This window comes from Metabacillus sediminilitoris, from assembly GCF_009720625.1.
GTDB classification, from domain to species: Bacteria; Bacillota; Bacilli; order Bacillales; family Bacillaceae; genus Metabacillus; species Metabacillus sediminilitoris.
Window position 1 is genome coordinate 2,300,356 of record NZ_CP046266.1, and the last position, 25,012, is coordinate 2,325,367.

Annotated in this window: 24 protein-coding genes and 1 pseudogene; 23 read left to right on the forward strand and 2 right to left on the reverse strand. The window is 35.9% G+C overall.

The window, feature by feature from the left end:
* Positions 1-15: 15 nt before the first annotated feature.
* The 6 genes from GMB29_RS10890 to GMB29_RS10915 all read left to right on the forward strand — a co-directional run bounded on the left by GMB29_RS10890 (position 16) and on the right by GMB29_RS10915 (position 4,459).
* Positions 16-210: a hypothetical protein gene (locus GMB29_RS10890; RefSeq protein WP_136356947.1), complete on the forward strand. Its 195-nt coding sequence runs from the start codon at positions 16-18 to the stop codon at positions 208-210.
* 414 nt (positions 211-624) lie between these two features.
* Positions 625-939, forward strand: coding sequence for an HMA2 domain-containing protein (locus GMB29_RS10895; RefSeq protein ID WP_227551665.1), 315 nt, complete (start codon positions 625-627; stop codon positions 937-939).
* Between the two features lie 13 nt (positions 940-952).
* The gene (locus GMB29_RS10900; protein ID WP_136356945.1) at positions 953-1,480 is read left to right on the forward strand and encodes an HMA2 domain-containing protein; all 528 of its coding nucleotides are present in this window, start codon (positions 953-955) and stop codon (positions 1,478-1,480) included.
* Complete coding sequence (locus GMB29_RS10905; protein WP_136356943.1) at positions 1,477-3,603, forward strand: heavy metal translocating P-type ATPase; 2,127 nt, start codon at positions 1,477-1,479, stop codon at positions 3,601-3,603. The genes GMB29_RS10900 and GMB29_RS10905 overlap by 4 nt, the downstream gene beginning before the upstream one ends.
* Complete coding sequence (locus GMB29_RS10910) at positions 3,575-4,165, forward strand: HMA2 domain-containing protein (RefSeq protein WP_136356941.1); 591 nt, start codon at positions 3,575-3,577, stop codon at positions 4,163-4,165. The genes GMB29_RS10905 and GMB29_RS10910 overlap by 29 nt, the downstream gene beginning before the upstream one ends.
* A 63-nt stretch (positions 4,166-4,228) precedes the next feature.
* On the forward strand, positions 4,229-4,459 hold the full coding sequence (locus GMB29_RS10915; RefSeq protein WP_136356939.1) for a hypothetical protein: 231 nt from the start codon (positions 4,229-4,231) through the stop codon (positions 4,457-4,459).
* Between the two features lie 402 nt (positions 4,460-4,861).
* Here the strand turns inward: GMB29_RS10915 and GMB29_RS10920 are convergent, their stop codons facing one another.
* The gene (locus GMB29_RS10920; protein WP_136356937.1) at positions 4,862-5,209 is read right to left on the reverse strand and encodes a hypothetical protein; all 348 of its coding nucleotides are present in this window, start codon (positions 5,207-5,209) and stop codon (positions 4,862-4,864) included.
* Positions 5,210-5,326: 117 nt separating this feature from the next.
* Between GMB29_RS10920 and GMB29_RS10925 the strand changes: the two are divergent.
* Together GMB29_RS10925 and GMB29_RS10930 are read left to right on the forward strand one after the other, a co-directional pair.
* Positions 5,327-5,422 (forward strand): annotated as a pseudogene (locus GMB29_RS10925) (IS6 family transposase); the annotation flags it as partial.
* Positions 5,423-5,548: 126 nt separating this feature from the next.
* Entirely contained in the window at positions 5,549-5,779 is a 231-nt protein-coding gene (locus tag GMB29_RS10930; RefSeq protein WP_136356935.1) for a hypothetical protein, read from the forward strand.
* 298 nt (positions 5,780-6,077) lie between these two features.
* Here the strand turns inward: GMB29_RS10930 and GMB29_RS10935 are convergent, their stop codons facing one another.
* Entirely contained in the window at positions 6,078-7,562 is a 1,485-nt protein-coding gene (locus tag GMB29_RS10935) for an aldehyde dehydrogenase family protein (RefSeq protein WP_136356933.1), read from the reverse strand.
* Positions 7,563-8,413: 851 nt separating this feature from the next.
* Here GMB29_RS10935 and GMB29_RS28070 point away from each other — a divergent pair.
* The 15 genes from GMB29_RS28070 (at position 8,414) to GMB29_RS11010 (ending at position 25,009) form a co-directional block, all read left to right on the forward strand.
* Entirely contained in the window at positions 8,414-8,566 is a 153-nt protein-coding gene (locus GMB29_RS28070; protein ID WP_406600347.1) for a DnaB-like helicase C-terminal domain-containing protein, read from the forward strand.
* 29 nt (positions 8,567-8,595) lie between these two features.
* Positions 8,596-8,733, forward strand: coding sequence for a DnaB-like helicase C-terminal domain-containing protein (locus tag GMB29_RS27670; protein WP_168733929.1), 138 nt, complete (start codon positions 8,596-8,598; stop codon positions 8,731-8,733).
* A 391-nt stretch (positions 8,734-9,124) separates the two neighbouring features.
* Positions 9,125-10,927 carry a sigma-54-dependent Fis family transcriptional regulator gene (locus GMB29_RS10950; RefSeq protein ID WP_168733928.1) on the forward strand — a complete coding sequence of 601 codons (1,803 nt, stop codon included), beginning with the start codon at positions 9,125-9,127 and terminating at the stop codon, positions 10,925-10,927.
* A gap of 197 nt (positions 10,928-11,124) precedes the next feature.
* Complete coding sequence (gene lpdA, locus GMB29_RS10955) at positions 11,125-12,480, forward strand: dihydrolipoyl dehydrogenase (protein ID WP_196305266.1); 1,356 nt, start codon at positions 11,125-11,127, stop codon at positions 12,478-12,480.
* An 18-nt stretch (positions 12,481-12,498) separates the two neighbouring features.
* On the forward strand, positions 12,499-13,455 hold the full coding sequence (locus GMB29_RS10960) for a thiamine pyrophosphate-dependent dehydrogenase E1 component subunit alpha (RefSeq protein WP_319941499.1): 957 nt from the start codon (positions 12,499-12,501) through the stop codon (positions 13,453-13,455).
* 24 nt (positions 13,456-13,479) lie between these two features.
* Positions 13,480-14,517, forward strand: a complete 1,038-nt coding sequence (locus GMB29_RS10965) for an alpha-ketoacid dehydrogenase subunit beta (RefSeq protein WP_136356927.1) — start codon at positions 13,480-13,482, stop codon at positions 14,515-14,517.
* 14 nt (positions 14,518-14,531) lie between these two features.
* A complete protein-coding gene (locus GMB29_RS10970) occupies positions 14,532-15,773 on the forward strand; it encodes a dihydrolipoamide acetyltransferase family protein (RefSeq protein ID WP_136356925.1) in 1,242 nt (413 codons plus the stop codon).
* A gap of 210 nt (positions 15,774-15,983) precedes the next feature.
* On the forward strand, positions 15,984-16,145 hold the full coding sequence (locus GMB29_RS10975) for a hypothetical protein (protein WP_155443876.1): 162 nt from the start codon (positions 15,984-15,986) through the stop codon (positions 16,143-16,145).
* 839 nt (positions 16,146-16,984) lie between these two features.
* A complete protein-coding gene (locus GMB29_RS10980; protein ID WP_136356921.1) occupies positions 16,985-18,463 on the forward strand; it encodes an Lsa family ABC-F type ribosomal protection protein in 1,479 nt (492 codons plus the stop codon).
* A 400-nt stretch (positions 18,464-18,863) separates the two neighbouring features.
* Positions 18,864-19,334 carry a DinB family protein gene (locus GMB29_RS10985; RefSeq protein ID WP_136356919.1) on the forward strand — a complete coding sequence of 157 codons (471 nt, stop codon included), beginning with the start codon at positions 18,864-18,866 and terminating at the stop codon, positions 19,332-19,334.
* 147 nt (positions 19,335-19,481) lie between these two features.
* Positions 19,482-20,309, forward strand: coding sequence for an MFS transporter (locus GMB29_RS10990; RefSeq protein WP_136356917.1), 828 nt, complete (start codon positions 19,482-19,484; stop codon positions 20,307-20,309).
* A 450-nt stretch (positions 20,310-20,759) separates the two neighbouring features.
* Positions 20,760-21,725 carry a LacI family DNA-binding transcriptional regulator gene (locus tag GMB29_RS10995; RefSeq protein ID WP_136356915.1) on the forward strand — a complete coding sequence of 322 codons (966 nt, stop codon included), beginning with the start codon at positions 20,760-20,762 and terminating at the stop codon, positions 21,723-21,725.
* 142 nt (positions 21,726-21,867) lie between these two features.
* Entirely contained in the window at positions 21,868-23,193 is a 1,326-nt protein-coding gene (locus GMB29_RS11000) for an ABC transporter substrate-binding protein (RefSeq protein WP_136356913.1), read from the forward strand.
* A gap of 73 nt (positions 23,194-23,266) precedes the next feature.
* A complete protein-coding gene (locus GMB29_RS11005; protein ID WP_136356910.1) occupies positions 23,267-24,163 on the forward strand; it encodes a carbohydrate ABC transporter permease in 897 nt (298 codons plus the stop codon).
* A gap of 3 nt (positions 24,164-24,166) precedes the next feature.
* Positions 24,167-25,009 (forward strand): carbohydrate ABC transporter permease, encoded by an 843-nt coding sequence (locus tag GMB29_RS11010; RefSeq protein WP_136356909.1) that lies wholly within the window; start codon positions 24,167-24,169, stop codon positions 25,007-25,009.
* Positions 25,010-25,012 lie beyond the last annotated feature (3 nt).

The window sequence follows — 25,012 nt, forward strand, 5'->3', positions numbered from 1 at the left end:
AAGGATTGAGAGAGAATGAAGAATTTAGCCGATTTAAATAGTCAATATGAAACAATCTTACATTTAAATATTAGCGATAATGAGAAGGATAAAAAATTAGCTTTTCTAATGGATTACATGGAGAAACATTTCAATATTCCAACTTTGAGAAATGTTGAGTGGGAAAAAGAAAATAAAGCTGTCATTGCCTTGTATAGAAAATATCAATGAGTCGTAAATTTTAAGGGCTTTTTAAAAAAGAGGTGAAGGTATTGAAGACATGCTCGTATTGCGGAAGTAAGATAGAACCTATCAATATCATTTTTATTGTGAATTTTGCGAAATGAAGATTGATCGGATAAATGTTCAAGAGAACGGTAAACGAAAAAACTTTCTTCCTTAGTCGCAACTTTCTCCACAGGTTTTGAACCAGAACCTTATTTTTAAACTTTTTAATAATTAATAAAACATTTTATTCCTCTGTTTTCAAAGGAGAATGAATATATTAGTAGAATTATTAAGCACATATAAAGAAAAGATTGTTTGTGTAACAGTTAAAATCATAATATTTACAATAACTTAACAATACATTGCTTTAGAAAGAGATAATTGGTAAAATGTTGAATTAGATTGGTGGTATTTAACATGATTGGAAGAATAACGGAAAAAATAATGTTGAAACATGTAGAAAGAAAACTAGGTAAATATGATATTACACTTATGCATTTTATCCCTGGACGTATTCGCCTTCAATCCCCTACATGGAAGAAAAATGTACTATTAATAAACACGATTATAGCAAAGTTAAAAGAGCAAATTTTAGTGTATGATGTACAGTTTACACAAGCAACTGGTAGTTTACTTATTACATATGATGCGTCGCATGTGAGTGATATGAAGGAACTAGAATCATGGTTTTATATAGTTGATGAAGTTTATCAGAAAGAATTTATCCTCTAAGGAGGGATGAACAGTGGTACCTACTCTTGTGGGAATTGGAGCCTCTTTGATTGCTCCAAAAATAATGTCCCAATTCCGGGATCAGAAAGTAAAAGTAATCCATGCTATGCCAGGTAGACTACGTTTACAATGTGATAGCTGGAAACATCCTATTGTAGCAGAAGCATTAGGTAAACAGGTACAGAGTCATCCCCTTATATTAACATCTAAAGCATCAGAAATAACAGGAAGCCTTGTTATTGAATTTATTGTTCCTCATATTAGTCAAGATGAATTGGATGAAATAATGACTAACATTGTACAAATAGCATCAAACGCAATCTTACATAAAGATGCTATGTTAATGAATGGCATGAAAAATACGTTACAGTTTATTGATAAAGGTATTAAGAAGCAAACCAATGGGTTTGCAGATTTTGATAGTCTCTTTATTTTATTCTTACTAGGAAAAGGAATACAATCCTTTGGCAATGCACCTGCTTTTTCAGCAAGCCTATTATATTGGTCTTATAGCATTATTAAGGGGGATTCAAATAGGTGATAACGAATACAGTGCGTATAGAACATTCTTTACCAGGAAGAACACGCTTTTATATTTCAAAAGTTATAGAACCAGGTCAAATTGAATGCTGGTTACGATCTTTTCCTGGTGTTCGTTCGGCTGTTTATACGCAGATGACAGGAAGTATTCTAGTTTATCATGACTTAGAAATTTCTTTAGTAAAACTGAGACAATTCATTTTCTCATTTTTAAAAATCAATAACCCATCAGAATGGTTATCTTCGGTTTGGAAACAAATAGCACCAATTGTAAGCTCTATTACTATGTTTGTAGCAAATTGGTACATACAAAAATCTCCTGCCTCCATTATGTGGAAACATACATTTCATTTAGGAGCAATGGTAACTGCAATTGCTACATCTTTTAATGTTATAAAAGATGGGATTTTAAACTTATTTAAAGAAAAAAAGGGAAATGCTAACACGTTGACTGCTGCTTCCATCTTTGCTTCCTTGTATATTGGTAACCCTGGATCTGCTTTGGTTATTACCATTATGTCTACTATTAGTGAATTACTAACCGAATATACATCCCAGCAAACAAAGCAATACATCCATTCTGTTTTAGAACTAGATACTTGTTATGCTTGGAAAGTTAATGAAGAAGGTATTGAAGAGAAAGTTTCATTAGAAGAAATACAAGTTGGCGATCGAGTAGTTGTGTTTACTGGAGAAAAAATTCCAGCAGATGGAGTCGTCATAGAAGGATATGGAACGGCAGATGAATCCTCTATTACTGGTGAGTACATGCCAAAAGAATTAAAAAAAGACGAATGTGTATATGCAGGAAGTGTTTTGCAAAATGGTCACCTTATAGTAATAGTAGAGAAAGTGGGTGACGATACAGCTATTTCTCGTATTGTCAAATTGTTAGAAGAAGCACAGGAAAAACAAGCACCTATTCAAAATATTGCTGATACCCTGGCTGAAAAGATGATACCTGTTTCATTTGGATTAGCACTGTTAACACTTCTTTTAACACGCAACGTCAATCGTTCCATGAACATGCTTGTTATTGACTTTATTTGTGGAATTAAATTATCTACAGCGACTGCACTTTATGCTTCAATTGGTCGTGCTGCGAAAAAAGGAGCTATTGTAAAAGGTAGTCATCATATTGAAGAGATGTCTAAACTCACCACTATTATTCTTGATAAAACAGGAACTATTACAGAAGGAGCACCTGTAGTACAACATGTTATTGCATGTGAAGGATACCAACAAGAGGATGTCATTCGCTTCGCTGCTACAGCTGAAAAGAATTCTTCGCATCCTATTGCTGATGCTATTGTTAAACAGGCTAGTAAATGGGGAATCCCAATTCCAATGCGAGATAACAATGCTCAAGTAGAAACAGTAGTCGGAAAAGGAATTAGTACCTTCTTAGATGGAAAACAAATTTTTGTAGGAAGTCTTCGCTTTATGAATGAGTCGAAAATTAAAGTAGATCATTTCCTTCACAAGTTAGAGAAAGATGAAAATGTAATCTATGTAGCCTACGATCAAACACTCATAGGTGTAGTGAGTATTTTCGATAAAATCCGATCAGGTATGCACCGCACTGTTCAGCATCTTCGTAAACAAGGAATTGATGACATTATCATGCTCACAGGCGATAAACGCACCGTCGCAAGAGAAATGGCACGACGTTTACGATTAAATTGGTATCATGCAGAGGCTCTGCCAGAAGACAAAGCTACTTATGTAAAACACTATGGGAAACGAGGATCTGTCATGATGGTAGGAGATGGAATAAATGATGCACCAGCTCTCGCTCATGCCGATGTAGGAGTCACAATGGGAGCTAAACGAACAGATATTGCATCAGAAGCGAGTGACGTCATTATTACCTCCGATAACCCAGAAATGCTCTCAGAATTAGTAGGACTTTCTAGAAAAACGATGAATATTATTAAACAAAACTTCATTGTAACCTTTGCAATTAATGGTCTTGCTATTTTATTTGGAGCATTGGGCATTTTTTCGCCAATCGTTGGAGCAGCTATTCATAATGCAGCTACGATTGGTGTAGTCATAAATAGTGCACGTATTCTATGGACAGGAGATGAATCGAATGAATCCAAAGTTTTATGTTCTGCATGATATACCAGGCCGCCTTCGATTACAGATTCCATCCTTACGAGACAAGACGGATTACAAGGAAATTGAGCATATGTTTTCTTCCCTCAAAGGTATTTTATTTGTGAGGGTAGAACCTACAATTCAAACCATGTTAATTAAATATGATTTTTCACATCTTTCTCGTAATACTATTTTTCGGTATATATCTATTTTTTTTCAGCAAATTCGCTTAGATCCGTTAGATGATATTATGATTCAGATAGATCCAACAACTCGAAAAGATTGGTTGCGGACTCTATTTTCTGGATGTTTATTATTGTTAGCAGGTATACGAAAGTCATCCTTCTATAAACCGGATGCTTTAGTATATGGAGCAGTTGTAGCCACTGGATATACTGTATTGTCTCATGGGTCGACGGATAAAATTAAGCATCCAGACATCATAACAGGCATAATTACTTTATTATCCCTAGGTCCCTCTAATATGCTTTATGTGGCTATGATTACATGGATTGTCAACGTACTAGAGCTATTTCATGAAAAACAAAAATTTCAAACTCAACGTCTACACACGATCATCTAGATATTCATTCATGTCTTTTACATGAATTGATATATACAACTAATTTAATGGGGGAATTATACAATGATTAATCGCGACTTTTTAATGGGTTTTGTATCAGGCACAGTAGTAGGTGCAGTGGGATACCGTTTGTATGAACAAAATGGAGGTCAATTACAAAGACTTGTACAACCTAATCAATCGTTTAGAAGTGTACAAGGAGCAGGAGCACCTTCATATCAGCCTTCTGTAGAAGAGTTAGTAGCACAAAAAGAACGTTTAGAAGATATGATTGCAGAACTTCAAGTACAATAAAATCTGCAATCATTAAAAGAATGAGAAACAGTTCCAGGCTGCTTCTCATTCTTTTTTATATAAAAAATAGGGGATCACAATAGATAGAAAAAACTCAATTCATTGACTTTACCTTCATATATAGCTACTTTGAATATTTTTCTATAGACAAACATTTTTACCTGACGTTAAAATGTTTCCTAAAGGAAAAACTTTATTTTATCATAATGGAATAACAAAAAAAAATCAATATAAAATCTAAAAAATGGTAAAAATGTTAGCATCTAAAGAGGTGTTTTTTGCTCTATGGGGCGCTACCCTATATTGAAAATGTAGCTGTTCAAAAAAGGCTTAACATAAAAATAATGCCGGCTTTCTCAATTGGTGATAAAACCTTGTCATTTATCCGTTATATAAATACCTCTATTTTATTTTTGAGATAATCAACCCAACAATAATAATCGAAAATCCCAATAATGTTTTCCAAGTAGGAATTTCCTTTAGAAACATATATCCCATCATCAATGAGATCAGAATTTCTATTCCTTTAGAGGTAACTAAGACATACGTCAGGTTGTCTACAGCTTTAAACCCAAACTTTATTCCATAACCGATTAGCATATTTGCGGTTAAAAATAACGGTAAGACAAGGAGCTGGAACTTAAGTGTTTCCCAAAAAGCTGGATCAATGTGTTTGCTTTGATAAGAAAAAATCAGGTTTACCAGAAATAATCCTGAGAACAAGCACGCTAAACTGTAAATATAATTCATGGACACACTCTCTTTACTAAACTTCTTGTTTTTAGTATGAGTTTACCCTACCATTTTTTCTGTATACCATAAAATTTGTATAAGGTAAAAAAATAGTTATTCCACAAAAAATCATGTCAAGAGTTGAAAAAAGTCAAGAGCATACCCGAAGGTACGCAACTTAGACAACAGAAGTACTTGAATAATATAGTGGAGCAAGATCATCGTTTTATCCCGCTGTCTTTTTATATTCGTTTCTTGAAATATCTTGGAAATATTTGTTGCTTCTTGAATATATCTAATTTCCAAAAAATGCTATAATTATATATGCATTACTAGTAAAAAGGAGAATAAATATCTATGAATTCCAGTGGAAAAACAACACCGATTTTTGTCGTGATTTTTATTGTTTCTAGCATTCTAGCTATTTTAAATAACATAAGACCATTAGCAGGCGAGCTTAGAGTCATTGGTTTTTCAGTTTTCACTTTACTATGTTTAATAATAGCTGTTATGTTTAGAAAAACTGCTTGGAAAGTAATCGCAATTGTCGCCTACTGGATTCTTTTTGGTGTAATTCAAATGATATAATCCTGTTCTTGCAGCACACAAAGGCTCCTTAAAGGTTCTTATTTTTTTCAACTTTAAGAAGGCAAGAAAGGTTTTATTTATGAGGAAAAAATAAAAAGAAAACAATTGGTGAAATGACAAAAAGCCGAAAGATGAGAGAATCAATCCTACAACTAGTATTAATAAAGATGAAGACAAAATTAGTGGATTGATTGCTAGCATACTAATGACAAAGTCGAGTGGGAGTTGCGTTTCATTGTGAATAAAAAATGGCAATGCTTAAAGAAACATTGCCATTTTCTTAAGAAATTCAGTTGCTTTATTTCTTAGAAATCCAAACGCTCTTAACTTCAGTGTAGTTGTTCAATGCGTAAGATCCCATTTCACGGCCAATACCCGATTGCTTGTAACCGCCAAATGGTGATGCAGCATCAAAGACATTGTAGCAGTTTACCCATACAGTTCCTGCACGAAGGTTTTCCGCAATATAGTGGGCTTTTGCCACATCCCTTGTCCAAACCCCGGCAGCTAGTCCATATTCACTATTATTTGCACGAGCAATCAGATCATCTACATCATCATAAGGCATAGCTGAAATGACTGGACCAAAGATTTCTTCTTTCGCAATCGTCATTTCATCATTAACATTTGCAAAAATAGTAGGAGATACGAAGTAACCTTGTTCATATGGTTTTGTTCCACCTACTAATAGTTCAGCACCTTCATTTACACCTTTTTCAATATAGCCTAATACCCGGTTTTGTTGTTCTGTCGAAACAAGTGGACCAATTTCTGTATCAGCGTGGATTCCTGATCCTTGTTTAATTTTTTCTGCGTGACTCACCATGTCAGCCACTACATTATCGAATTGTTTCTTTTGAACGAACACGCGAGATCCAGCACAGCAAACTTGCCCCTGGTTAAACATAACCCCGTTTAATGCACCAGGAATGGCTTCTGTAAGGTCTGCATCAGGTAAAATGATGTTCGGAGATTTTCCGCCTAATTCAAGTGTGACTCGTTTTAACGTTTTAGCTGCCTTTTCCATAATTAGTTTTCCAACTTCAGTTGATCCTGTGAAGGCAATTTTATCTACTTTTGGATGATCGACTAGTGGTTGACCTGCCGTCTCACCAAAACCAGGAACAATATTAAGAACTCCTGCTGGGAATCCAGCTTCTTGAGCTAATTCTGCTAAGTATAGTGCAGATAAAGGTGTTTGTTCTGCAGGCTTTAATACGACTGTACAGCCAGTTGCTAAAGCAGCTCCCAGCTTCCACATTGCCATTAATAATGGGAAGTTCCAAGGGATAATCTGCCCGACTACACCAACAGCTTCATGACGGGTAAAGTTAAAATACGGGCCATTGACAGGAATTGTTTGGCCGACGATCTTTGTCGTCCAACCTGCGTAATAACGCATATGTTCTATAGCTAAAGGAATATCTGCATTCGTTGTTTCTCTAATTGGTTTACCATTATCTAATGTTTCTAATTGAGCTAAATCATCTTTATGTTCTTCCATTAAATCTGCCAGCTTGTACATTAAGCGGCTTCTCTCAGCTGTTCCCATCTTAGACCATGGACCTTCATCAAAGGCTTTGCGAGCAGCTTTAACAGCTAAATCGATGTCCTCTGGCCCTGCTTCAAATACATGCGCAAGCACTTCACCTGTAGCTGGGTTATATGTCTCAAATGTTTTTTGGGAAACACTTTCCACAAACTCTCCATTAATAAAGAGCTTCTTCTTTCCATTCAGAAACTTTTCTACTCTTTCTCTTAATTGAACTACTAATTGGCTCATGCTATTCCTCCTCATGATTTGTATTATGTAATGGTCGACACAAGAAAAAATAAGTGTCAAAATATTACACTTACAAAACTAGTTTTACATATTAAGAGGAAGAAACTCAAGGAAAACATTTCCAAACATTCAGATATAATTTGACAAAGAGATTGTGGTTGGGTGCCAGTTACCATCAAGTTTTGTCGAAGTTGATAGAATATTAGATAGTAAGAGGTAATCATTATGTCATGTAATCGAAAATTGTGAGGGAGGATGGTTATTTTACCAAAAAATCTAAAGGAGCAAACATATGCATATAAGATGCCCGGAATGTGAGAATCTATTTAAATATAAAGGAGGTTCTATCAGATATGTATCACAAGATAAGTCCCATTTAAAAGAGGAAGTAGAAAGAAAATTAGATGAACGATTAAACACTTTTAACAACAAAGATAACACTTATTAGTAAGTGATGTCTTAGATATAATGGATCGGTTTGTTAATATTTTATGACCTGATTACGATAAGAAAATCTAATTTATCAACGTTTCTTACATTATGTAATGATCGATTTTTATTTATCACAAATAAAATTCATACAAAGACATCGTGAACAAATCGTGTGCTAACTGCTTACTGTCATTAATCAAAGAGAAAATATTTCGGTGCCTGTCACTTTTTATTTGTGCAAAAGTGACAGGCACCTCTATTTAAATGGTCGGATGTGATTGGTTATCTAAATGGAACGCATATGCAAATTTTTGATGGTGCTGGACAAACGGTAGCAGAGATGAGAGCGAAAACGCGAAAATTGATGAATCAATTGCCAAACAAAAAAACCGATTCTTTTTATTGATTACTTAACACTCATCCGTTCTGGTGAGCTTTACGGAGGGAATTCCCATTTACAGGTGACGGAAATATCCAAATCTCTCAAAACGATGGCAAAGGATTTTCAGTGTTCAGTCGTTTGTCTGGCGCAGCTAAATCGATCGAAGAATCAAGAGCCAATAAACACCTGATAATGTAAGATATTCGGGAATCGGAAAGTTTGGAACAAGACGCAGATGTCATTTTGTTCTTGTATCGTGAAGCCTATTATGATAAGGACTGGCAGGATCAAACACTTGAAATCATTGTTTTTAAAAACAAATGGTCCAGTTGGAACCGTCGCCGTTCATTACAATAAGTATACAGGAAAGATTGAGGAGCAAAAGGAAAAGAGGCTTATTCATTGATAATTTTAAGGACGAAAACTCAATGCGAAAAAATTCTCATATCGAGGTGTTAACACGTGATTGTGAAGGATCTTTACCTTAATTCGATCCATTTTGAATAATCATCATTGGCACATTATATTCACCATTTACTTAAAGAGGGGAATATATCATTGGATGACAACATATCCAAAATAGACTTTGATCAAGCAGATCATCATAAAGTAGAGGAAATGATTGAAAGCAATGTATACCGTACCAGCGTTTTATTTAACGTTGTTACAATAATAATAAACATATGTAATTGAACCGAACCTATCACAATTATATAATGAAAGGGGATACAAGAGGGGGCTGATGTACATGAGTATGGAGATTCGGCAAACTTGGGAGAAGTATATTCATGAAAATAAACTGGATCCATCTAAAATCGATAAGGTCATTAGCGATTCTTGGAAGCTTAGTAAGAAATTTAAAGTGAACCCGAATCAGGGGGTCGGCAACCGAATTCTTACGACAAGTGATTTTCAAGAAAAATTGAGAAATAATGAGACTCTGATTTCATTGGCAAAGAGAAGCATGGACCGCTTTCGTATACTGTTTAAAAATATGGATTTTATTCTAGTCCTAACAGATGCAGAGGGTTATATTTTATGGCAATCTGGAAATGAGAGATTGAGAGAAACTGCGAGAGAAATAGGGTTTTGGGAAGGTTCTCAATGGACCGAATCGGTGGTTGGAACGAATGCGATTGGTGTCGCTTTACGAACAAAAGAGGCGAATATCATCCATGGATACGAGCATTTCGCTAAAGCCTCCCAAAGATGGAGCTGTGTGTCTTCTCCTATATTTGGAGAGGATGGGCAAGTTAAAGGGGTAGTAGACTTATCAATGCCTGCCCACTATCCAAAAGAATTTGATTTCTTAGTAAGGGTCCAACTGATTGCTGACTATATCTCAGAAGCATTACAAAGAAAGGCATATGAAGACCAGAAGTACATGCTGCAATATTACTCTAGTAAAAAACAACCTGGCATTCTGTGCGATTCCTCCATGACCATTCTACATATATCCACTGAACTAATAAACGAGCCTGAATCCTATTTAGGAAAAAAACTGAATGATATAAAAACCACTGATTGGCTGATCGGTATACAGGAACCTATTTGGAAGGAAGATGCCTGTATCGGCTACTTTGTACATGGCTTGAAACAAAGAGTAGCGGATAAAACGTTTGTCTTTCCTTATGTTGCTGGCCGGAGTAAGACGTATCATGAATTATTAGAGGAAGTAAAAATTGTTGCACCTACTTCAGCACCTATTCATTTATTTGGTGAAACAGGGACGGGGAAAGAAGTGCTGGCAAATACCATCCATGTAAACAGTCCTTTTTCAGAGGGGAAGCTCGTTAGTGTAAATTGTGGTTCTATCCCGGATAATTTGATGGAAAGTGAATTATTCGGTTACGAAAAGGGCGCTTTTACAGGAGCTAATGCTAATGGCTATCAAGGGAAAATTGAGCAGGCCAATAATGGAACCTTATTTCTCGATGAAATAGAGGATATGCCAGCCTCGATGCAGTCTGACTTGTTGCGGGTTCTTCAAGAAAAGAAGCTGACTCGAATTGGTGGAAATCAAGAAATACAAGTGAATTTTAGACTCATTACAGCAAGCAATCAAGACTTAAAAACCCTTGTCATAAATGGGGAATTTCGAGAAGATTTGTTTTATCGAGTGTATGTTTGTCCACTTCATATCCCTCCTTTAAGAGAACGTAAAGAAGATATACGTGAGTTGATAAAATCTTATGAAGACGCGAACGCATGGTATCCTTTTTGGGAAAAAGAATTAATTGAAGTAGCAGAACAGAACCAATGGAATGGAAATATACGTGAGCTGAATAACTTTTTGGAAAGGTGTCATGTGTACTACAGAGAAAGGACACCAACTAGGGAACAGTTAATCCAGTTGATTCATAAAGGTGGATTAATCCTGCAGCATCCAGAGACTAGCAGCGAAGATATAAATTTTAAGGAACAAATAGAAAAAGAACAGATTATGAATGCTTTGATTCAAAACAATGGGAATATTCCTTTATCAGCCAAACAATTATCAATGTCAAAAAGCACTCTTTATCGAAAAATCACTAAATATAGATTGAATTAAAATGAGACGAAATGCGACGATCTGAAACGATTGTCGCATTTTTTATTTCTTTATTTAAAACCTCCCCTTCTAGTAGTGGGTTTTGATGTTGGCGCGATAATTGCATATATGAAAAGTGAGATCATCAATAAAAACAGTTGATGTCTTCATCACAAACATACTGTAACAGCAGCATTTTTAGGGACAGGAGGGAAGGAATCTTGAAGCACTTTGATTTAATCGTAATTGGTGCCGGACCAGGTGGGTATGTTGCAGCAATCAGGGCAGCTCAAAAAGGAAAGAAAGTAGCCATCATCGAAAAATCGTCTTTAGGTGGAACATGTTTAAATGTTGGGTGCATTCCATCAAAGACATTTTTACAGCACAGCGAATGGCTTGAAAACATTAAAAAAGCGAATCTTTACGGGATCTCAGCTGAGGTAAAGCATATTGACTATGAGAGGCTTGTAGAACGTAAAGATAAAGTAGTGGGAACATTGGTACACGGCATTGAGTATTTGTTACAAAAAAACAACATCACCTTGATTAAGGGTGAAGCAACGATATTGGAAAGCATGGTTGTGATGGTCAATCATCAAGAGTTCAAGAGCAAAGATATCATCCTTGCAACTGGAAGCAGACCGTATGTTCCGTCTATCAAGGGGCTAGACCAAGTGTTTTACCATACGACAGATAGCTTTTTTGATATAAAAGAACAGCCTAAAGAACTAATCATTATTGGTGGGGGAGTAATTGGAATTGAATTAGCCTTTGCGATGGCTCCTCTTGGTACAAAGGTTACGGTCATTGAAGCAGCAGATGACATTCTTTTAACAGAAGACGACGATGCTCGTGAAATTTTAAAAAAGAAAATGGATCAGCTTGGAATCGCTTACTATACAAAAGCAACGATTCTTGACGTAACACGTACCGATGTACATTTAGAACATCATAAGATTCCTTACACGCATCTGCTTGTGGCAACAGGTAGGAGAGCTAATATCGAAATTGCCGATGCCTTACATTTAGAAATGGATGAAAACAAGAAATTTATTAAAGTGAATCGTAACTATTTAACGAGTAAAAATCATGTGTATGCCATTGGAGATGTAATAGGGGGCTATCAGCTTGCACATGTGGCAAGCCAGGAAGGATTAGTAGCTGTCGCGGCCATTCTTAATGAACGTCATTCTACAATAAATCAAGATGACATTCCTAGATGTGTGTACACACATCCTGAAATCGCCTCGTTTGGCCTTAATGAAAAGCAAGCGAAGGTAAAGGGATATGATGTGTTAACTAAGAAAATGACGTTTAAATCGAATGGAAGAGCAATAGCAATGGACGAAACAGAAGGATTTGTCAAATTAATCACCGAGAAAAATGATCATGAAATATTAGGGGCAGTTGTGGTTGGGGCAAATGCAACCGAGTTAATCAATCAAATTCTAGCCGTGAAGCAATCAGAAGGCCGAATTGAAGAACTGAGTTCACTTATATATGGACATCCCAACTTGTCAGAGACGATTGGTGAAACAGCCGAAAGTATGTTGTTTAAAGCGATTCACGCATAAAGAAGAGGAGGAATTATGATGAAAAAGCAGGATGCGTTATGGATCTACCAAAAAATGAATGAAATTCGTCAATTTGAAGACAAAGTTCACGATATATTTGCGAAGGGTGAAATACCTGGTTTTGTGCACTTATATGCAGGTGAGGAAGCTGTTGCAACAGGTTTTTGTGCCCATTTAACTGATAGCGATTACATTACTAGTACCCATCGAGGACATGGACATTGTATTGCCAAGGGATGTGATTTAGATGGAATGATGGCAGAGATTTATGGCAAAGAAACCGGACTTTGTAAAGGAAAAGGCGGTTCCATGCATATTGCGGATATTGACAAAGGGATGCTCGGTGCAAATGGAATGGTTGGTGGAGGTATTCCTCTCGCTGTAGGAGCGGGACTTAGGAATAAGTATTTAAAGACTGATTCTGTCGTTGTTTGTTTCTTCGGTGATGGTGCGGCAAATGAGGGAACATTCCATGAAGGTCTTAATTTAGCATCTATTTGGAAACTGCCTGTTATCTTCGTTTGTGAAAATAATATGTTTGCTGAGGCAACACCACAAACCTATTCTTCAGGCTCAAAAACGATTGCTGAAAGAAGCGCAGCGTATAACATGCCTGGAGTTAGGGTTGATGGAAAAGATGTGCTTGAAGTCTATAAGGAAGCGGAGAAAGCGATCGAGCGTGCGAGACGTGGGGAAGGACCGACTTTAATCGAATGTGTGACTTATCGTAACTATGGTCATTTTGAGGGAGATGAACAAAAGTATAAAGCAAAGGATGGAGCAGAAAAAGAGCTTGCTGATAAAGATTGTATTTCCCTTTTCCGTAAGCAGGCCATTGAGCTAAATCTCATCTCAGAGATCGAAGCAGATGAAATTGAGAAAGTTTCGGAAGAAAAGATTATTGAAGCGATTAAATTTGCTGAGAATAGTCCGGAGCCAAGAGCAGAATCTTTATATGAAGATGTATATGCTTAATCATTTGAAAGGGAGTGTCGAGAAATGGAAAGAAAAATAACGATGATGCAAGCAATCAATGAGGCGTTGGATATAGCGATGGCTCAAGATGAACGAGTGATCCTGCTTGGTGAGGATATAGCGGGTGGTGCCACTGTCGAGCACTTAAATGAAACAGGAGCTTGGGGAGGTGTATTCGGCTTAACGAAAGGGTTAGTGGAAAAGTATGGAACAGAACGTGTGATCGATACACCGATTTCTGAAATGGGTTATATGGGAGCAGCAGTAGGGGCTGCAGCAACAGGCTTAAGACCTATCCCGGAATTAATGTTTAATGACTTTCTTGGGTTCTGCTTTGACACCATCCTTGGACAAGGATCGAAAATGCGTTACATGTTCGGAGGAAAAGCAACCATTCCAATGACGGTTCGAACAAATCATGGAGCAGGTGCATCAGCTGCAGCACAGCATTCAGGCTGTTATTACGGGATTCTTGGGTCCATTCCAGGAGTTAAGGTCGTTGTTCCTTCCAATCCATATGATGCAAAAGGATTACTGCTTTCATCTATTAAGGATGATAACATCGTTGTATTCTCAGAGGATAAAACCATTTATGGTCTAAAAGGTGAAGTTCCTGAAGGATATTATACGGTTGAAATTGGAAAAGCAAAGGTGAAAAGAGAAGGTACTGACTTAACGATTGTTTCAATCGGAAAAATGTTCTATGTAGCGGAAGAGGTGGCAGATCGTTTAGCAAAGCAGGATATCTCAGTAGAAGTCATCGATCTGTTAACGGTGGCTCCATGGGATCAGGAGACTGTTATCAATTCTGTTAAAAAGACCAACCGATTAATCGTGATTGATGAATCGAATCCACACAATAATACGGCTACTGATATTGCGAGTGTCGTATCAGATAAAGCGTTTGATTATTTGGATGCTCCAGTTAAATGTGTATGTGCACCGAACACACCTGTTCCATTTGCAAAGAACCTTGAGGACCTATATATTCCAAATGTAGATAAAGTCTTAAAGGTAGCAGAAGAAATTATCTTTGATTTAAATAAGAGAATCTTAGTTTAAGGTGGTGAATAATCATGGCAACAGATGTTTTAATGCCTAAGTTGGGGTTAACGATGACTAGTGGAAATGTGGATGAATGGTTCAAAAAAGAAGGAGAACCCGTTAAAAAGGGAGAGCCTATCTGCACGATCAGTTCTGAAAAATTAACAATGGATGTAGAAGCACCAGCAGATGGGGTGTTATTAAAAGTCATTGCACAACAGGGGGCGGAAGTACCGGTTAAAGAAGTAATTGGAATTGTTGCTCAAGATGGTGAAGCAATCCTTTCTCAGCCTGCCGAAATAGCCCCAGAAGACAAGCTAGAAGGTAAAGAAATAGAACAGAAGAATGTGCCTCAAATCGAAAAACCAATCGAATCGCACTCAGGACGTATTTTTGCTAGTCCACTTGCTAGGAAATTAGCAAAAGAGAAGAATATTAATCTCGCTTTGGTTAGAGGTACAGGTGGAAATAATCGGATTACCAGAAGAGATATAGAAGCTTATGAAATTTCTTCTTCTAAGGAAGTAGCTCCTGCGGTTGAAATTCATTCTTTCCCGGTCAACACGGCTGACCGAAACCTTGGTACAGGACTCACGGGTATGCGTATGGTTATTGCCAAAAGAATGAGAAATAGTTTAGCTCAATCGGCTCAATTAACGATTCATAGAAAAGCTGATTTAACTGCTTTTATGTTGTTTAAACAGACTATTAAGGGCCATCTTACCGAAACAGAAATCGCTGGTAGTCTTAGTCTTACTGTTTGTGTTGCCAAAGCGACGATTCTAGCATTAAGAGAGTTTCCTGAGATGAATAGTTGGTATGAACTGGATATGAATGGCTTCCAAACCTTTGAAGAAGTCCATCTTGGAATGGCAACTGCTTTATCGGACGGACTGATGGTACCGGTCATACGGAATGCTCACCAGATGAGCTTAAAGGAATTAAGTGGAAACATCACAAGGACTACACAAGCGGCACGAGAAGGAAGCCTTGAAAACGATCTCGTAACGGGTTCAACATTTACCATTACAAATCTAGGGCAAAGTGGTGTCGAATACTTTACTCCAATTTTAAATACACCTGAATCTGGCATTTTAGGGATAGGAAGTCTTCAAGACAAACTAACTCTGGATGAAGAAGGCCAAGTGGTTAAGAGCAAAGAACTGCCATTAAGCTTAACTTTTGATCACCAAATCATAGATGGAGCACCAGCAGCTGAGTTTCTGGCAAGGGTCATCTATTATTTAGAGAACCCTTATTCACTTATATTATAGGTAATTGAGATATCATCTTCTAAAGTAGAGGAACCAACATGATTCAAACAAATATGTCCGCTTTGATATTGAAGCTTAGGAACCCCTTAAGGAAATTGTAAAGCCTGTTGGGTACGGAATTTCAGTCTATACCTTAACTTAACAACACTGAATACGTTTTAGCAGGCAAAAGAGCTCCCTGAAATATTTATGAAATTTGCGTTGTGGAGAATGCTAAGACGAATTTCAGACAGAGTTCAATTTGTTCTAGATGACCAACATTTGGATAAAGCGACTAGGATTGAAAGCTACCGTATTAAGCATTTAACGATCGAAATAAATGCAATACAAAAGACGCTTTTAATAAACAAAGGATCTGAAACGAAGGCTTAGATTTTGAGGGCTTGTTAAAAAATCCCTCTATGTATTTAAAGAGATAGTAAGTTACATTTAGTAAATACATCTTAAGAGATCATATAGAGGGAACCTTAAATAATAATAAAAAGTATTTAAACGGAGAATTATTGGAAATATTCAATAATCATAAAAGTGAAGAAAAAGCTTAATAAGTTTGCTAATACCTGGTTTATTTTATTCATCAGGTGAATATCGCCAAAAATAAAGTAAATGTATACGTAAGAGTATAGCTGTGCGTTAATTGCGCAAGAACGGTTCTGTATGGGGAAGGTGTCTAATTTACCCTAAGAAAGAAAAACTTCCTTGAATAAAAACTTACTTTTCATTTGGTTTTTATAATAAATGGGAATTGTAAACGATATGTGATGTTGTTTTCCATAAAAAAAATTGTTAAGATTAAAATACAATGATGAGAGGACTGATGGATGGACAATGATTAACTAATCTATATTTTTATTTGAAATGAATAACTTCAAACTACAAAATATAGGATTAGTCTATCCATTTTTATAAATCAATTTACACTTTATTTGTCATGATTCCAATGGCAAAAAAGCACCTTATTTACTATAAGTGAAAGACTAATCCTTCCAATTACAAATTGGGAGGATTTTTTTATTCTCTCATTGATAAGATTTTATATCGAATAAATAAAGGAGGGAGAGACATGAGCAATTCAGATACGATTGTTACGCATGTAATACTCCGTATAAGTCGTTAATATCCATCAACCTTATACGGAGAAATGAGAATCGATGGATGTGCCGACTTTGTATGAAAAGTAAAAAGTGTTGATATACAAAGGAGGAATGATCATGTCAATGATACAAGTACAAAACTTAACTTTTTCTTATCCAGGAAGCTTTGACAATATTTTTGAAGATGTAAACTTTCAAATCGATACAGATTGGAAACTTGGATTTATCGGCAGAAATGGCCGAGGTAAAACAACATTCTTTCATTTACTATTAGGGAATTATGAGTATCGTGGAAAAATCATTTTCTCGGTAGAATTTAATTATTTCCCTTATCCAGTTTCGGATAAAAACAAGTATACTCATGAAATCTTAGATGAAATTTGCCCCCAAGCAGAAGATTGGGAATTTCTTCGTGAAATATCCTACCTAAATATAGATGCCGAGGTCATGTACCGACCATTTAAAACATTATCAAATGGAGAACAAACAAAGGTGTTGCTTGCTGCACTTTTTTTGAATGAGGGTCAATTTCTATTGATTGATGAGCCAACCAATCATCTAGACACTGATGCACGAAAGATAGTCTCTGATTATCTAAGGCAGAAAAAAGGGTTTATCTTAATTTCACATGACAGAATCTTTTTAGATGGATGTGTTGACCATATCTTATCTATAAATCGAGCAAATATTGAAGTTCAAAGTGGTAACTATTCTTCTTGGAAGTTAAATTTTGATCGACAGCAGGAACACGAAGAGGCAACAAATCAACGTCTGCAAAAAGATATCGGGAGATTAAAACAGTCTTCAAAGCGCTCAGCAGGTTGGTCTAATCAAGTGGAATCTTCCAAAAATGGAACAACGAATTCGGGTTCTAAGTTGGATAAGGGGTATGTAGGACATAAAGCGGCAAAGATGATGAAGAGAGCGAAGAACCTTGAATCAAGGCAACAAAAAGCGATTGAGGAAAAGTCTAAGCTGCTAAAAAATGTGGAAAAAACAGATTCATTAAAATTAGAACCATTAGAATTTCAATCAAATGAATTGATTAATTTGACTAATGTGTCTGTTAAGTACGATGACCAAATAGTGAATAAGCCAATTAGCTTTAAAGTTGAACAAGGTGACCGCATTGTACTTGATGGAAAGAATGGAAGCGGAAAAAGCAGTATCCTAAAACTAATTCTAGGAAAACCGATACAGCATACAGGCTCAATGAATGTAAGTTCAGGCCTCATTATTTCCTATGTCCAACAAGATACCTCTCATTTAAAGGGACTGTTATCTGACTTTATTGAAGAGCATGAGATTGATGAAACGTTATTTAAATCCATCCTGCGTAAGCTGGATTTTGACCGAATTCAATTTGCGAAAGATCTATCTCATTATTCTGGTGGACAAAAGAAAAAGCTGCTTATTGCCAAAAGTTTATGTGAAAAAGCTCATTTATATATTTGGGATGAACCATTAAACTTTATAGATATTTATTCGCGCATGCAGATTGAAGAGCTTATTCAGAGTTTTAATCCTACAATGGTTATTGTTGAACATGATCAAGCATTTCAACAAACAGTTGCAACAAAAGTACTATCAATGTAGTTAAATATGAAGAATTGAAGGTATAATCATAAATCAGGTTATTAAACGATGGGGGGCGTTAATCCAAGAAAGGGGTTAGCGAAAGTAGTTAAGATGTTCAATAATCAGGCGCAATTGTTAATTTAATAAATCCCAATTTCTCATTTTTGACACTGAGAGATTGGGTTTTTTATACTGGAATATCCTTAACGTTGTAAATTTGAATGATGAAACTTTTTGATAAAAGAATGATTCAATTGAATCTATTATTTCAAAACATGCTTTTTCTTTTTACTCTTTTATCAAGGTTTATAAAGTGAATTTAATCAAATTTTATTTCAAGGTTCACTTAATGTTACCTAATCCATCTATAATCATGGTATATTATGGAAGTGTCGATATTTCGAAAGGGGAGAAAGGTATGACTAACTTAGTGTTTAAACAATTTGGGATGACAAGAGGTTATTTTATTAAAAATGTAGAATCAGTTTCGAAGGAAATAGTAAATGTACAACCAGACTGTTTTAACAATACGATTCAATGGCATATCGGCCATGTATTAACGGTTACTGAACAGTTTATGTTCGGCTTCCCCCACAAAACGACCCATCTTCCAACAAACTATCTCGAATTATTTGGGAACGGCACAAAGCCGGCTGATTGGAAAGGCGAGGTACCTACCGTAGATGAGCTCGTTATACAGTTGAAAGATCAGTTAGTTCGTCTTCAACAAATTCCTGCTGAACGGTTAAATGAAACGCTGGAAAAACCAATTATGGGACTTGAAACCTTTGGAGAATTAGCAGGTATGGCGTTACTGCACGAAGCAAACCATTTGGGACGAATTCAAACGATGAAGCGTGTCATTGAACATACAGGAGTAAAGAATTAGGTATGCTTCTTCAACGAAAGGGCGATTTTCTGTAACAAGGATCAGCGCTCAAGTGTTTTGTGATAATAAAGTTTCAAAAGGAATTAGCGTACCATGATGTGAAAACACTAAGGCACGCTAATTCCTTTTGAAGGTGTTTTAAAAACAATGAAGAATAACCCATATAGGTTAGCAAATGCTATCTTGCCTATTTATGGATGGCGTCCACTTTACTTTATCTCTATTATACCTGTGGTATTAGCAATTTATATCAGACGTAAGATACCAGAACCTCAAGGATGGTTAGAAGCTAAAAAACAACCTAAAAATGACAAGAAAAATGAATGGTTTGCGATTTATAAAGATCCTAAAATCAGGACCATTTTCTTGTTCTGGATTTTCACTTCAACCTTTTTACAATTTGGTTTTTATGGAGTAGGGACTTGGTTGCCAACGTATCTTGTTCAAGAATTAGGATTCGATTTTAAAAAGATGACAGGATATCTTGTTGGAACTTATACAGCATTGATCTTTGGTAAGATCCTCGCAGGATGGTTAGCAGATTTAATTGGCCGACGAGCAGTTTACGCCATTGGTGGTCTATCTACTGCAATTTTCTTGCCGTTCCTGATCATGTATCATACTCCAGGCAATATTATTATTTTACTGACTATTTTTGGTTTTCTCTATGGTACACCATATGGGGTAAATGGTACGTACATGAGCGAAAGTTTCCCTACACATATTCGTGGTACGGCTGTAGGAGGCGCATACAACATCGGACGCTTTGGAGCAGCTATAGCACCAATAAGTATTGGCATTATTTCGCAAGCCCAATCAATTGGCTTCGGTTTAGCTATACTGGGGGTAGCTTATGCATTAGCCGGAATTATCCCTGCTCTTTTTATCCGAGAAAAAATGTATGATCCATTTCAAAATAAAACAAGTGCACCGACACCACAAGGAGAAAGCAACACTGAAAATCATTCAGCGTAAATTGGGGAGTGAAGCAGGAGACGTTTCTCCTGCTTCATTTAAAAAGTAAATACTAAAGGGTCACGGTATTATCCTACTAGGAAACTTGTTTCTACTTTCGTTCAAATCAATTAATAACAAACGTAGATGTTTCATGCTACGTATCTATGTTCCTAGGCTACATTGGTTCATGTTCATAAAGAGATTGTAGAAAAGGGAAGAACAGAACTGTAATTATAGTTGTACATGTGGATTGAATCATACCTAGGACATCACCAATACACTTGCTGCTTAAAAATAACGAGTGGAAACAGTTTTGACTCAAATTATTATACTCCTAGACCCTTATATTTTTCATAATTTAACCAACTTATAAATAAACTCTATTTCGTCTATTAACTGAAGGGGGATAAAAATAATCAATAGAGAAACGTTTCCACATATGATATGATTTTAATTGGGGGTGAAATCATGGCAACAATAAAGGATGTAGCAAAATTAGCTGGAGTAGGCTTAGGAACTGCTTCACGTGTTATTAATGATTCAGGATATGTAAGTGAAGAAACGAAAAAAAAAGTACTAGAAGCAATAAATAAATTAGGCTATGTTCCAAATGAAACGGCAAGAGCATTCGTGACACAAGATAACAAGACTGTTGCGTTATTTCTGCCTTCTATTCATCATGCCTTCTTTTCAGAACTAGCCTACTATATTGAAGATGAGCTTGATAAAAAAGGCTACAAAATGATTCTCTGTAATTCCAGTGGACAGAAAGAGAAGGAGCTTAAGTATATTAACATGCTTAAGCAAAACAAAGTTTCGGGAATTATTGGCATTTCATATAACCCGATAGAAAATGAAATCAATCATTCAATGCCAATTGTTTTAGTTGATCGCCATATTGGAGAGATACCCTATGTGTCTAGTGATAATTATGGTGGTGGAAAGATGGCTTTACAGGTGTTGAAAGAAACTGGGTGTAATCATGTTGCATATATGGGAACTTACTCCAAAACCATATTTACTGAAGTAGAAAAAAGGTTAAAAGGTTTTGAAGATGCAGCGAAGGAAAATGGAATAAATTATACACTTTATATTGAAGAGGATCCGATTAAGGACCAAACCACATTTTTACATACATTCTTAAATAACTACAAGAATATAGATGGGGTATTTGTTGAGAATGATATGATGGCACTGGAACTCGTGCAACTTGCACAGGATAGAAAGATAAGTATTCCAGAAGAGCTTTCAATTATAGGGTATGATGGCATTCAGACATATGCAATGCTAAGGCCAAAACTTTCTACCATTAGACAACCTGTCGAATTAATGGGGAGAAGTTTAGTGGACCTGCTGATCAAGAAATTAAATGGAGAACAGGTGACACCTGAAATACATCCCGTACAGTTTTTAAAGGGTGAAACAACACGTTAATTTAATATTTAGAATATTTTTAAAACGGATTGACAAACATGGGGCTGTTTACTATACTGAGTTTAAAGATGGAAACATTTCCATACCTTTATTTTTTTCTAATATGGAAACATTTCCATAAATAAAAAAGGGGGGACAGAATATGAGGAAGATTGTAAGCCTTTTCATGATTTCGATACTAGTTTTTGGTTTAGCAGCTTGTTCTGATTCTGCAACTAATCAAGCAGCTTCTAACGATAAGGCAAATTCAGGCGATGAAGTAAAAGAATTGAAGGTATGGGTACATGTTGCTGCAGAAGATCCAGAGGGTTTAAACTATGATTTACGTGCTAAGGAATTTGAAGAAAAACATGAAAATGTAAATGTTACAGTCGAACACATCGTAAAAACCGGTGAGGGAAGCGGCTATAATGACAGAATCAACGCTGCAATAACGACGGGAGAACTGCCAGATGTGATTACACTAGAAAGTGTACATACGGCATCTTACGTCGATTCAGAACTTCTTTTACCCTTGAATGAATATTTAGATGAAGCTACTGTTGACTCTTATTTAGATGCAATCGTAAAAGCAGGTAGTGTAGGCGATAATCTTTATGCGTTACAATCTTTTGACTTATCTTCACCTGTTTTCTACAACCCAGATATATTTAAAGCTGCTGGAATAGAAATTCCTGCTGATGCAAATGGAAATTGGACGTTGGATTTAGCGTGGAGCTACGATGAGTTTTTAAAGAATGCTAAGATTCTTAAGGAGTATATGGGACAAGAGCCTGTGCATATGTTCCCTGATAACAGCGGGTGGCAAATGTATGCGCATTCACCAATCATTTTTTCAAATGATGGACAATTGGTTGGAGAAAATGGATTAGATACAGACGGTTATTTAAATAGCAAAAATACAATTGAAGCTTTAAAGTTTATGGAGACTCTTTTTAGAGATGGAATTGTGTCTCCGACTGCACGGGAAAATGCATTTGCTTTAGAAAAAGCAGCAATTAGTTTTGAAGGGCCTTGGACGATTGATGTATTAACGAAAGAGTATCCTGATTTGAATTGGTCCTTGATGCCTTATCCATATGGAAAAGAAGGACATAATTCTGCACCACATGGAAGCTGGTATGTAGCTGCTACAAAAGATACAAAATATCCAGAACTTACATCTGAACTAGTTGCTTATCTAACTAATAAGGACAGTGCTAAGGCGATGGAAGAAGCTGCAGGACTGATCCCAGGTCATAAAGAGTTACTTGCTTCTTCAGAAAAATATAGTGAGTATCCTAGAAAACTAATGTTAGATCAGTTAGTAGAATCTGAACATGTGAAGCCGAAATCACCAATCTTCCCAGTGATTGAGGATGTACTCGGTGATATTGTGGAAGGAATAGCGTTAGAAAAGGATTCTGTTGAGAATTTAGTTGAGGATGCTATTGAAAAAGCCGAAAGAGAAGCTGCTAGATTTAAGTAAAAGCTAATGATGATAATAAAATAGAAAGTGTACGATCGTTCGTACACTTTCTGTTCTATTAAGGGGTTTTTATATGAACAAGATCAGAAGAATAAATAAAAATGGGTCTTTAGGTTTCTTTTTAAGTAGTAAATTTCTATTTTTACTTCCTGCATTTATTTTAATTGGTATGTTTGTTATTTACCCGCTAATTCTCGCAGTGGGCTATTCATTTACAGATTATTATCTTCTGAAACCAGATAATATCTCATTTGTCGGTCTTGATAACTACTTTGGGATTATAGAAGATAAATACGCCAAGCAATCTTTCTTTAACTCTACCAAATATGTCATTTATATTGTGCCTCTACAAGTCGCATTGTCCTTATTTTTAGCCATTCTAATTGCAAAAAAATCAAAACTTAATACCTTTTTTAGAACGGCATTCTTTTCACCATACATTTTATCTATTATTGTCGTTTCCTTACTTTGGAAAAATATCCTGGATCCAGAACTAGGTATTGTTAACGTATTTTTAGCTGAATTAGGCTTCTCGAAACAAGAATTTTTCGGTAATCCAGATTTAGCACTCCAAACCATTTCTTTTATTATTCTTTGGCAAGGGATAAGCTTTCAAATGTTAATAATAATGGCTGCACTTCAGGAAATTCCATCATCATTGTATGAAGCAGCAGATATAGAAGGTGCGAATGCTTGGCAAAAGTTTAGGCATATTACTGTTCCTAGTATAAAAGATCAGCTTGTTTTTGTGCTAATTGTAGTGACTACAGGGACATTTAAAATCATCATTGAACCGTTAGTGTTAACAAATGGAGGTCCCCAAGGCAGTACATCTAGTATTCTCTTATATATGTTTGAACAAGGAACTAGATACCGCCAAATCGGATACTCAAGTGCTATAACAGTTGTATTCGCATTAATATTGATTATTATCGCATTTGTTCAAAGAAAATTGGTTAAGGAGGAATAAAAATTGAGGGAATTTAATGTGATTAAATCTCTAAAGATTCTTTTATTAATTGCATTTACGATTTTGTTCCTATTCCCCACTGTCTGGATGTTTGTAAGTAGCACAAAATCGGTAGCAGAGATATCAAAAGAAATTGGAACAATTAATAGTTTTATACCAAATTTCAGTCATATAGGTTCTTGGTTAGATCCTTATAAGGAAATGTTTAGTAGATTTAATTTTGGGCTTCATTTCTTTAATAGTGTTTTTTATAGTTTAGTGATTGTTTTTGGAAGTTTATTGGTTAACTCACTAGCGGGATATGCGTTGGCCACCTTTGATATACCTTTTAAAAAGTATATTACTGGTACGCTGCTTATTTTAATCATATTCCCGTTTCAGTCTGTTCTAATCCAAATTTTTATCATCATCAATGAAATGAACCTTACAAATACTGTTTGGGGATTAGCATTACCACATATCGGAAGTGCATTTAATATCTACCTCTTTATGGTATTTTTCAAGAAGATTCCTAAAGAGTTAAGCGAGTCTGCATATATGGATGGTGCTTCGGACTGGCAAATATTCACGAAAATTGCTATCCCCATCTCTAAACCGATCTTCATGACAATTGGGATACTTGTCTTTGTTGGATCTTGGAATGATTATGTATGGCCCCTTATGATTTTCACTGAAACAGACAAATATCCATTATCAGTAGCTGTAAATATTTTGAATGAAACGAAACCTATCTTTTTAAACCAGGTGATGGCGGGGTTAACCATTACAACGATTCCCATTCTACTCGTTTATATTTTTTGTCAAAAATACATTATGCCACAAAACTCAACAACTGGAATTAAATAAAAT

Excerpts from the sequence above, each read along its gene's own strand:
- GMB29_RS10935 (WP_136356933.1), bottom strand. The coding sequence starts at position 7,562 with ATGAGCCAATTAGTAGTTCAATTAAGAGAAAGAGTAGAAAAGTTTCTG.
- GMB29_RS10990 (WP_136356917.1), top strand. The coding sequence starts at position 19,482 with ATGAAGAATAACCCATATAGGTTAGCAAATGCTATCTTGCCTATTTAT.
- GMB29_RS10995 (WP_136356915.1), top strand. The coding sequence starts at position 20,760 with ATGGCAACAATAAAGGATGTAGCAAAATTAGCTGGAGTAGGCTTAGGA.
- GMB29_RS10975 (WP_155443876.1), top strand. The coding sequence starts at position 15,984 with ATGCTAAGACGAATTTCAGACAGAGTTCAATTTGTTCTAGATGACCAA.
- GMB29_RS10930 (WP_136356935.1), top strand. The coding sequence starts at position 5,549 with ATGAATTCCAGTGGAAAAACAACACCGATTTTTGTCGTGATTTTTATT.
- GMB29_RS10960 (WP_319941499.1), top strand. The coding sequence starts at position 12,499 with ATGAAAAAGCAGGATGCGTTATGGATCTACCAAAAAATGAATGAAATT.
- GMB29_RS10965 (WP_136356927.1), top strand. The coding sequence starts at position 13,480 with ATGGAAAGAAAAATAACGATGATGCAAGCAATCAATGAGGCGTTGGAT.
- GMB29_RS10890 (WP_136356947.1), top strand. The coding sequence starts at position 16 with ATGAAGAATTTAGCCGATTTAAATAGTCAATATGAAACAATCTTACAT.
- GMB29_RS11000 (WP_136356913.1), top strand. The coding sequence starts at position 21,868 with ATGAGGAAGATTGTAAGCCTTTTCATGATTTCGATACTAGTTTTTGGT.
- GMB29_RS10915 (WP_136356939.1), top strand. The coding sequence starts at position 4,229 with ATGATTAATCGCGACTTTTTAATGGGTTTTGTATCAGGCACAGTAGTA.
- GMB29_RS10970 (WP_136356925.1), top strand. The coding sequence starts at position 14,532 with ATGGCAACAGATGTTTTAATGCCTAAGTTGGGGTTAACGATGACTAGT.
- GMB29_RS10895 (WP_227551665.1), top strand. The coding sequence starts at position 625 with ATGATTGGAAGAATAACGGAAAAAATAATGTTGAAACATGTAGAAAGA.
- GMB29_RS10980 (WP_136356921.1), top strand. The coding sequence starts at position 16,985 with ATGTCAATGATACAAGTACAAAACTTAACTTTTTCTTATCCAGGAAGC.
- GMB29_RS10985 (WP_136356919.1), top strand. The coding sequence starts at position 18,864 with ATGACTAACTTAGTGTTTAAACAATTTGGGATGACAAGAGGTTATTTT.
- GMB29_RS10950 (WP_168733928.1), top strand. The coding sequence starts at position 9,125 with ATGAGTATGGAGATTCGGCAAACTTGGGAGAAGTATATTCATGAAAAT.
- GMB29_RS11005 (WP_136356910.1), top strand. The coding sequence starts at position 23,267 with ATGAACAAGATCAGAAGAATAAATAAAAATGGGTCTTTAGGTTTCTTT.
- GMB29_RS10910 (WP_136356941.1), top strand. The coding sequence starts at position 3,575 with ATGAATCCAAAGTTTTATGTTCTGCATGATATACCAGGCCGCCTTCGA.
- GMB29_RS10920 (WP_136356937.1), bottom strand. The coding sequence starts at position 5,209 with ATGAATTATATTTACAGTTTAGCGTGCTTGTTCTCAGGATTATTTCTG.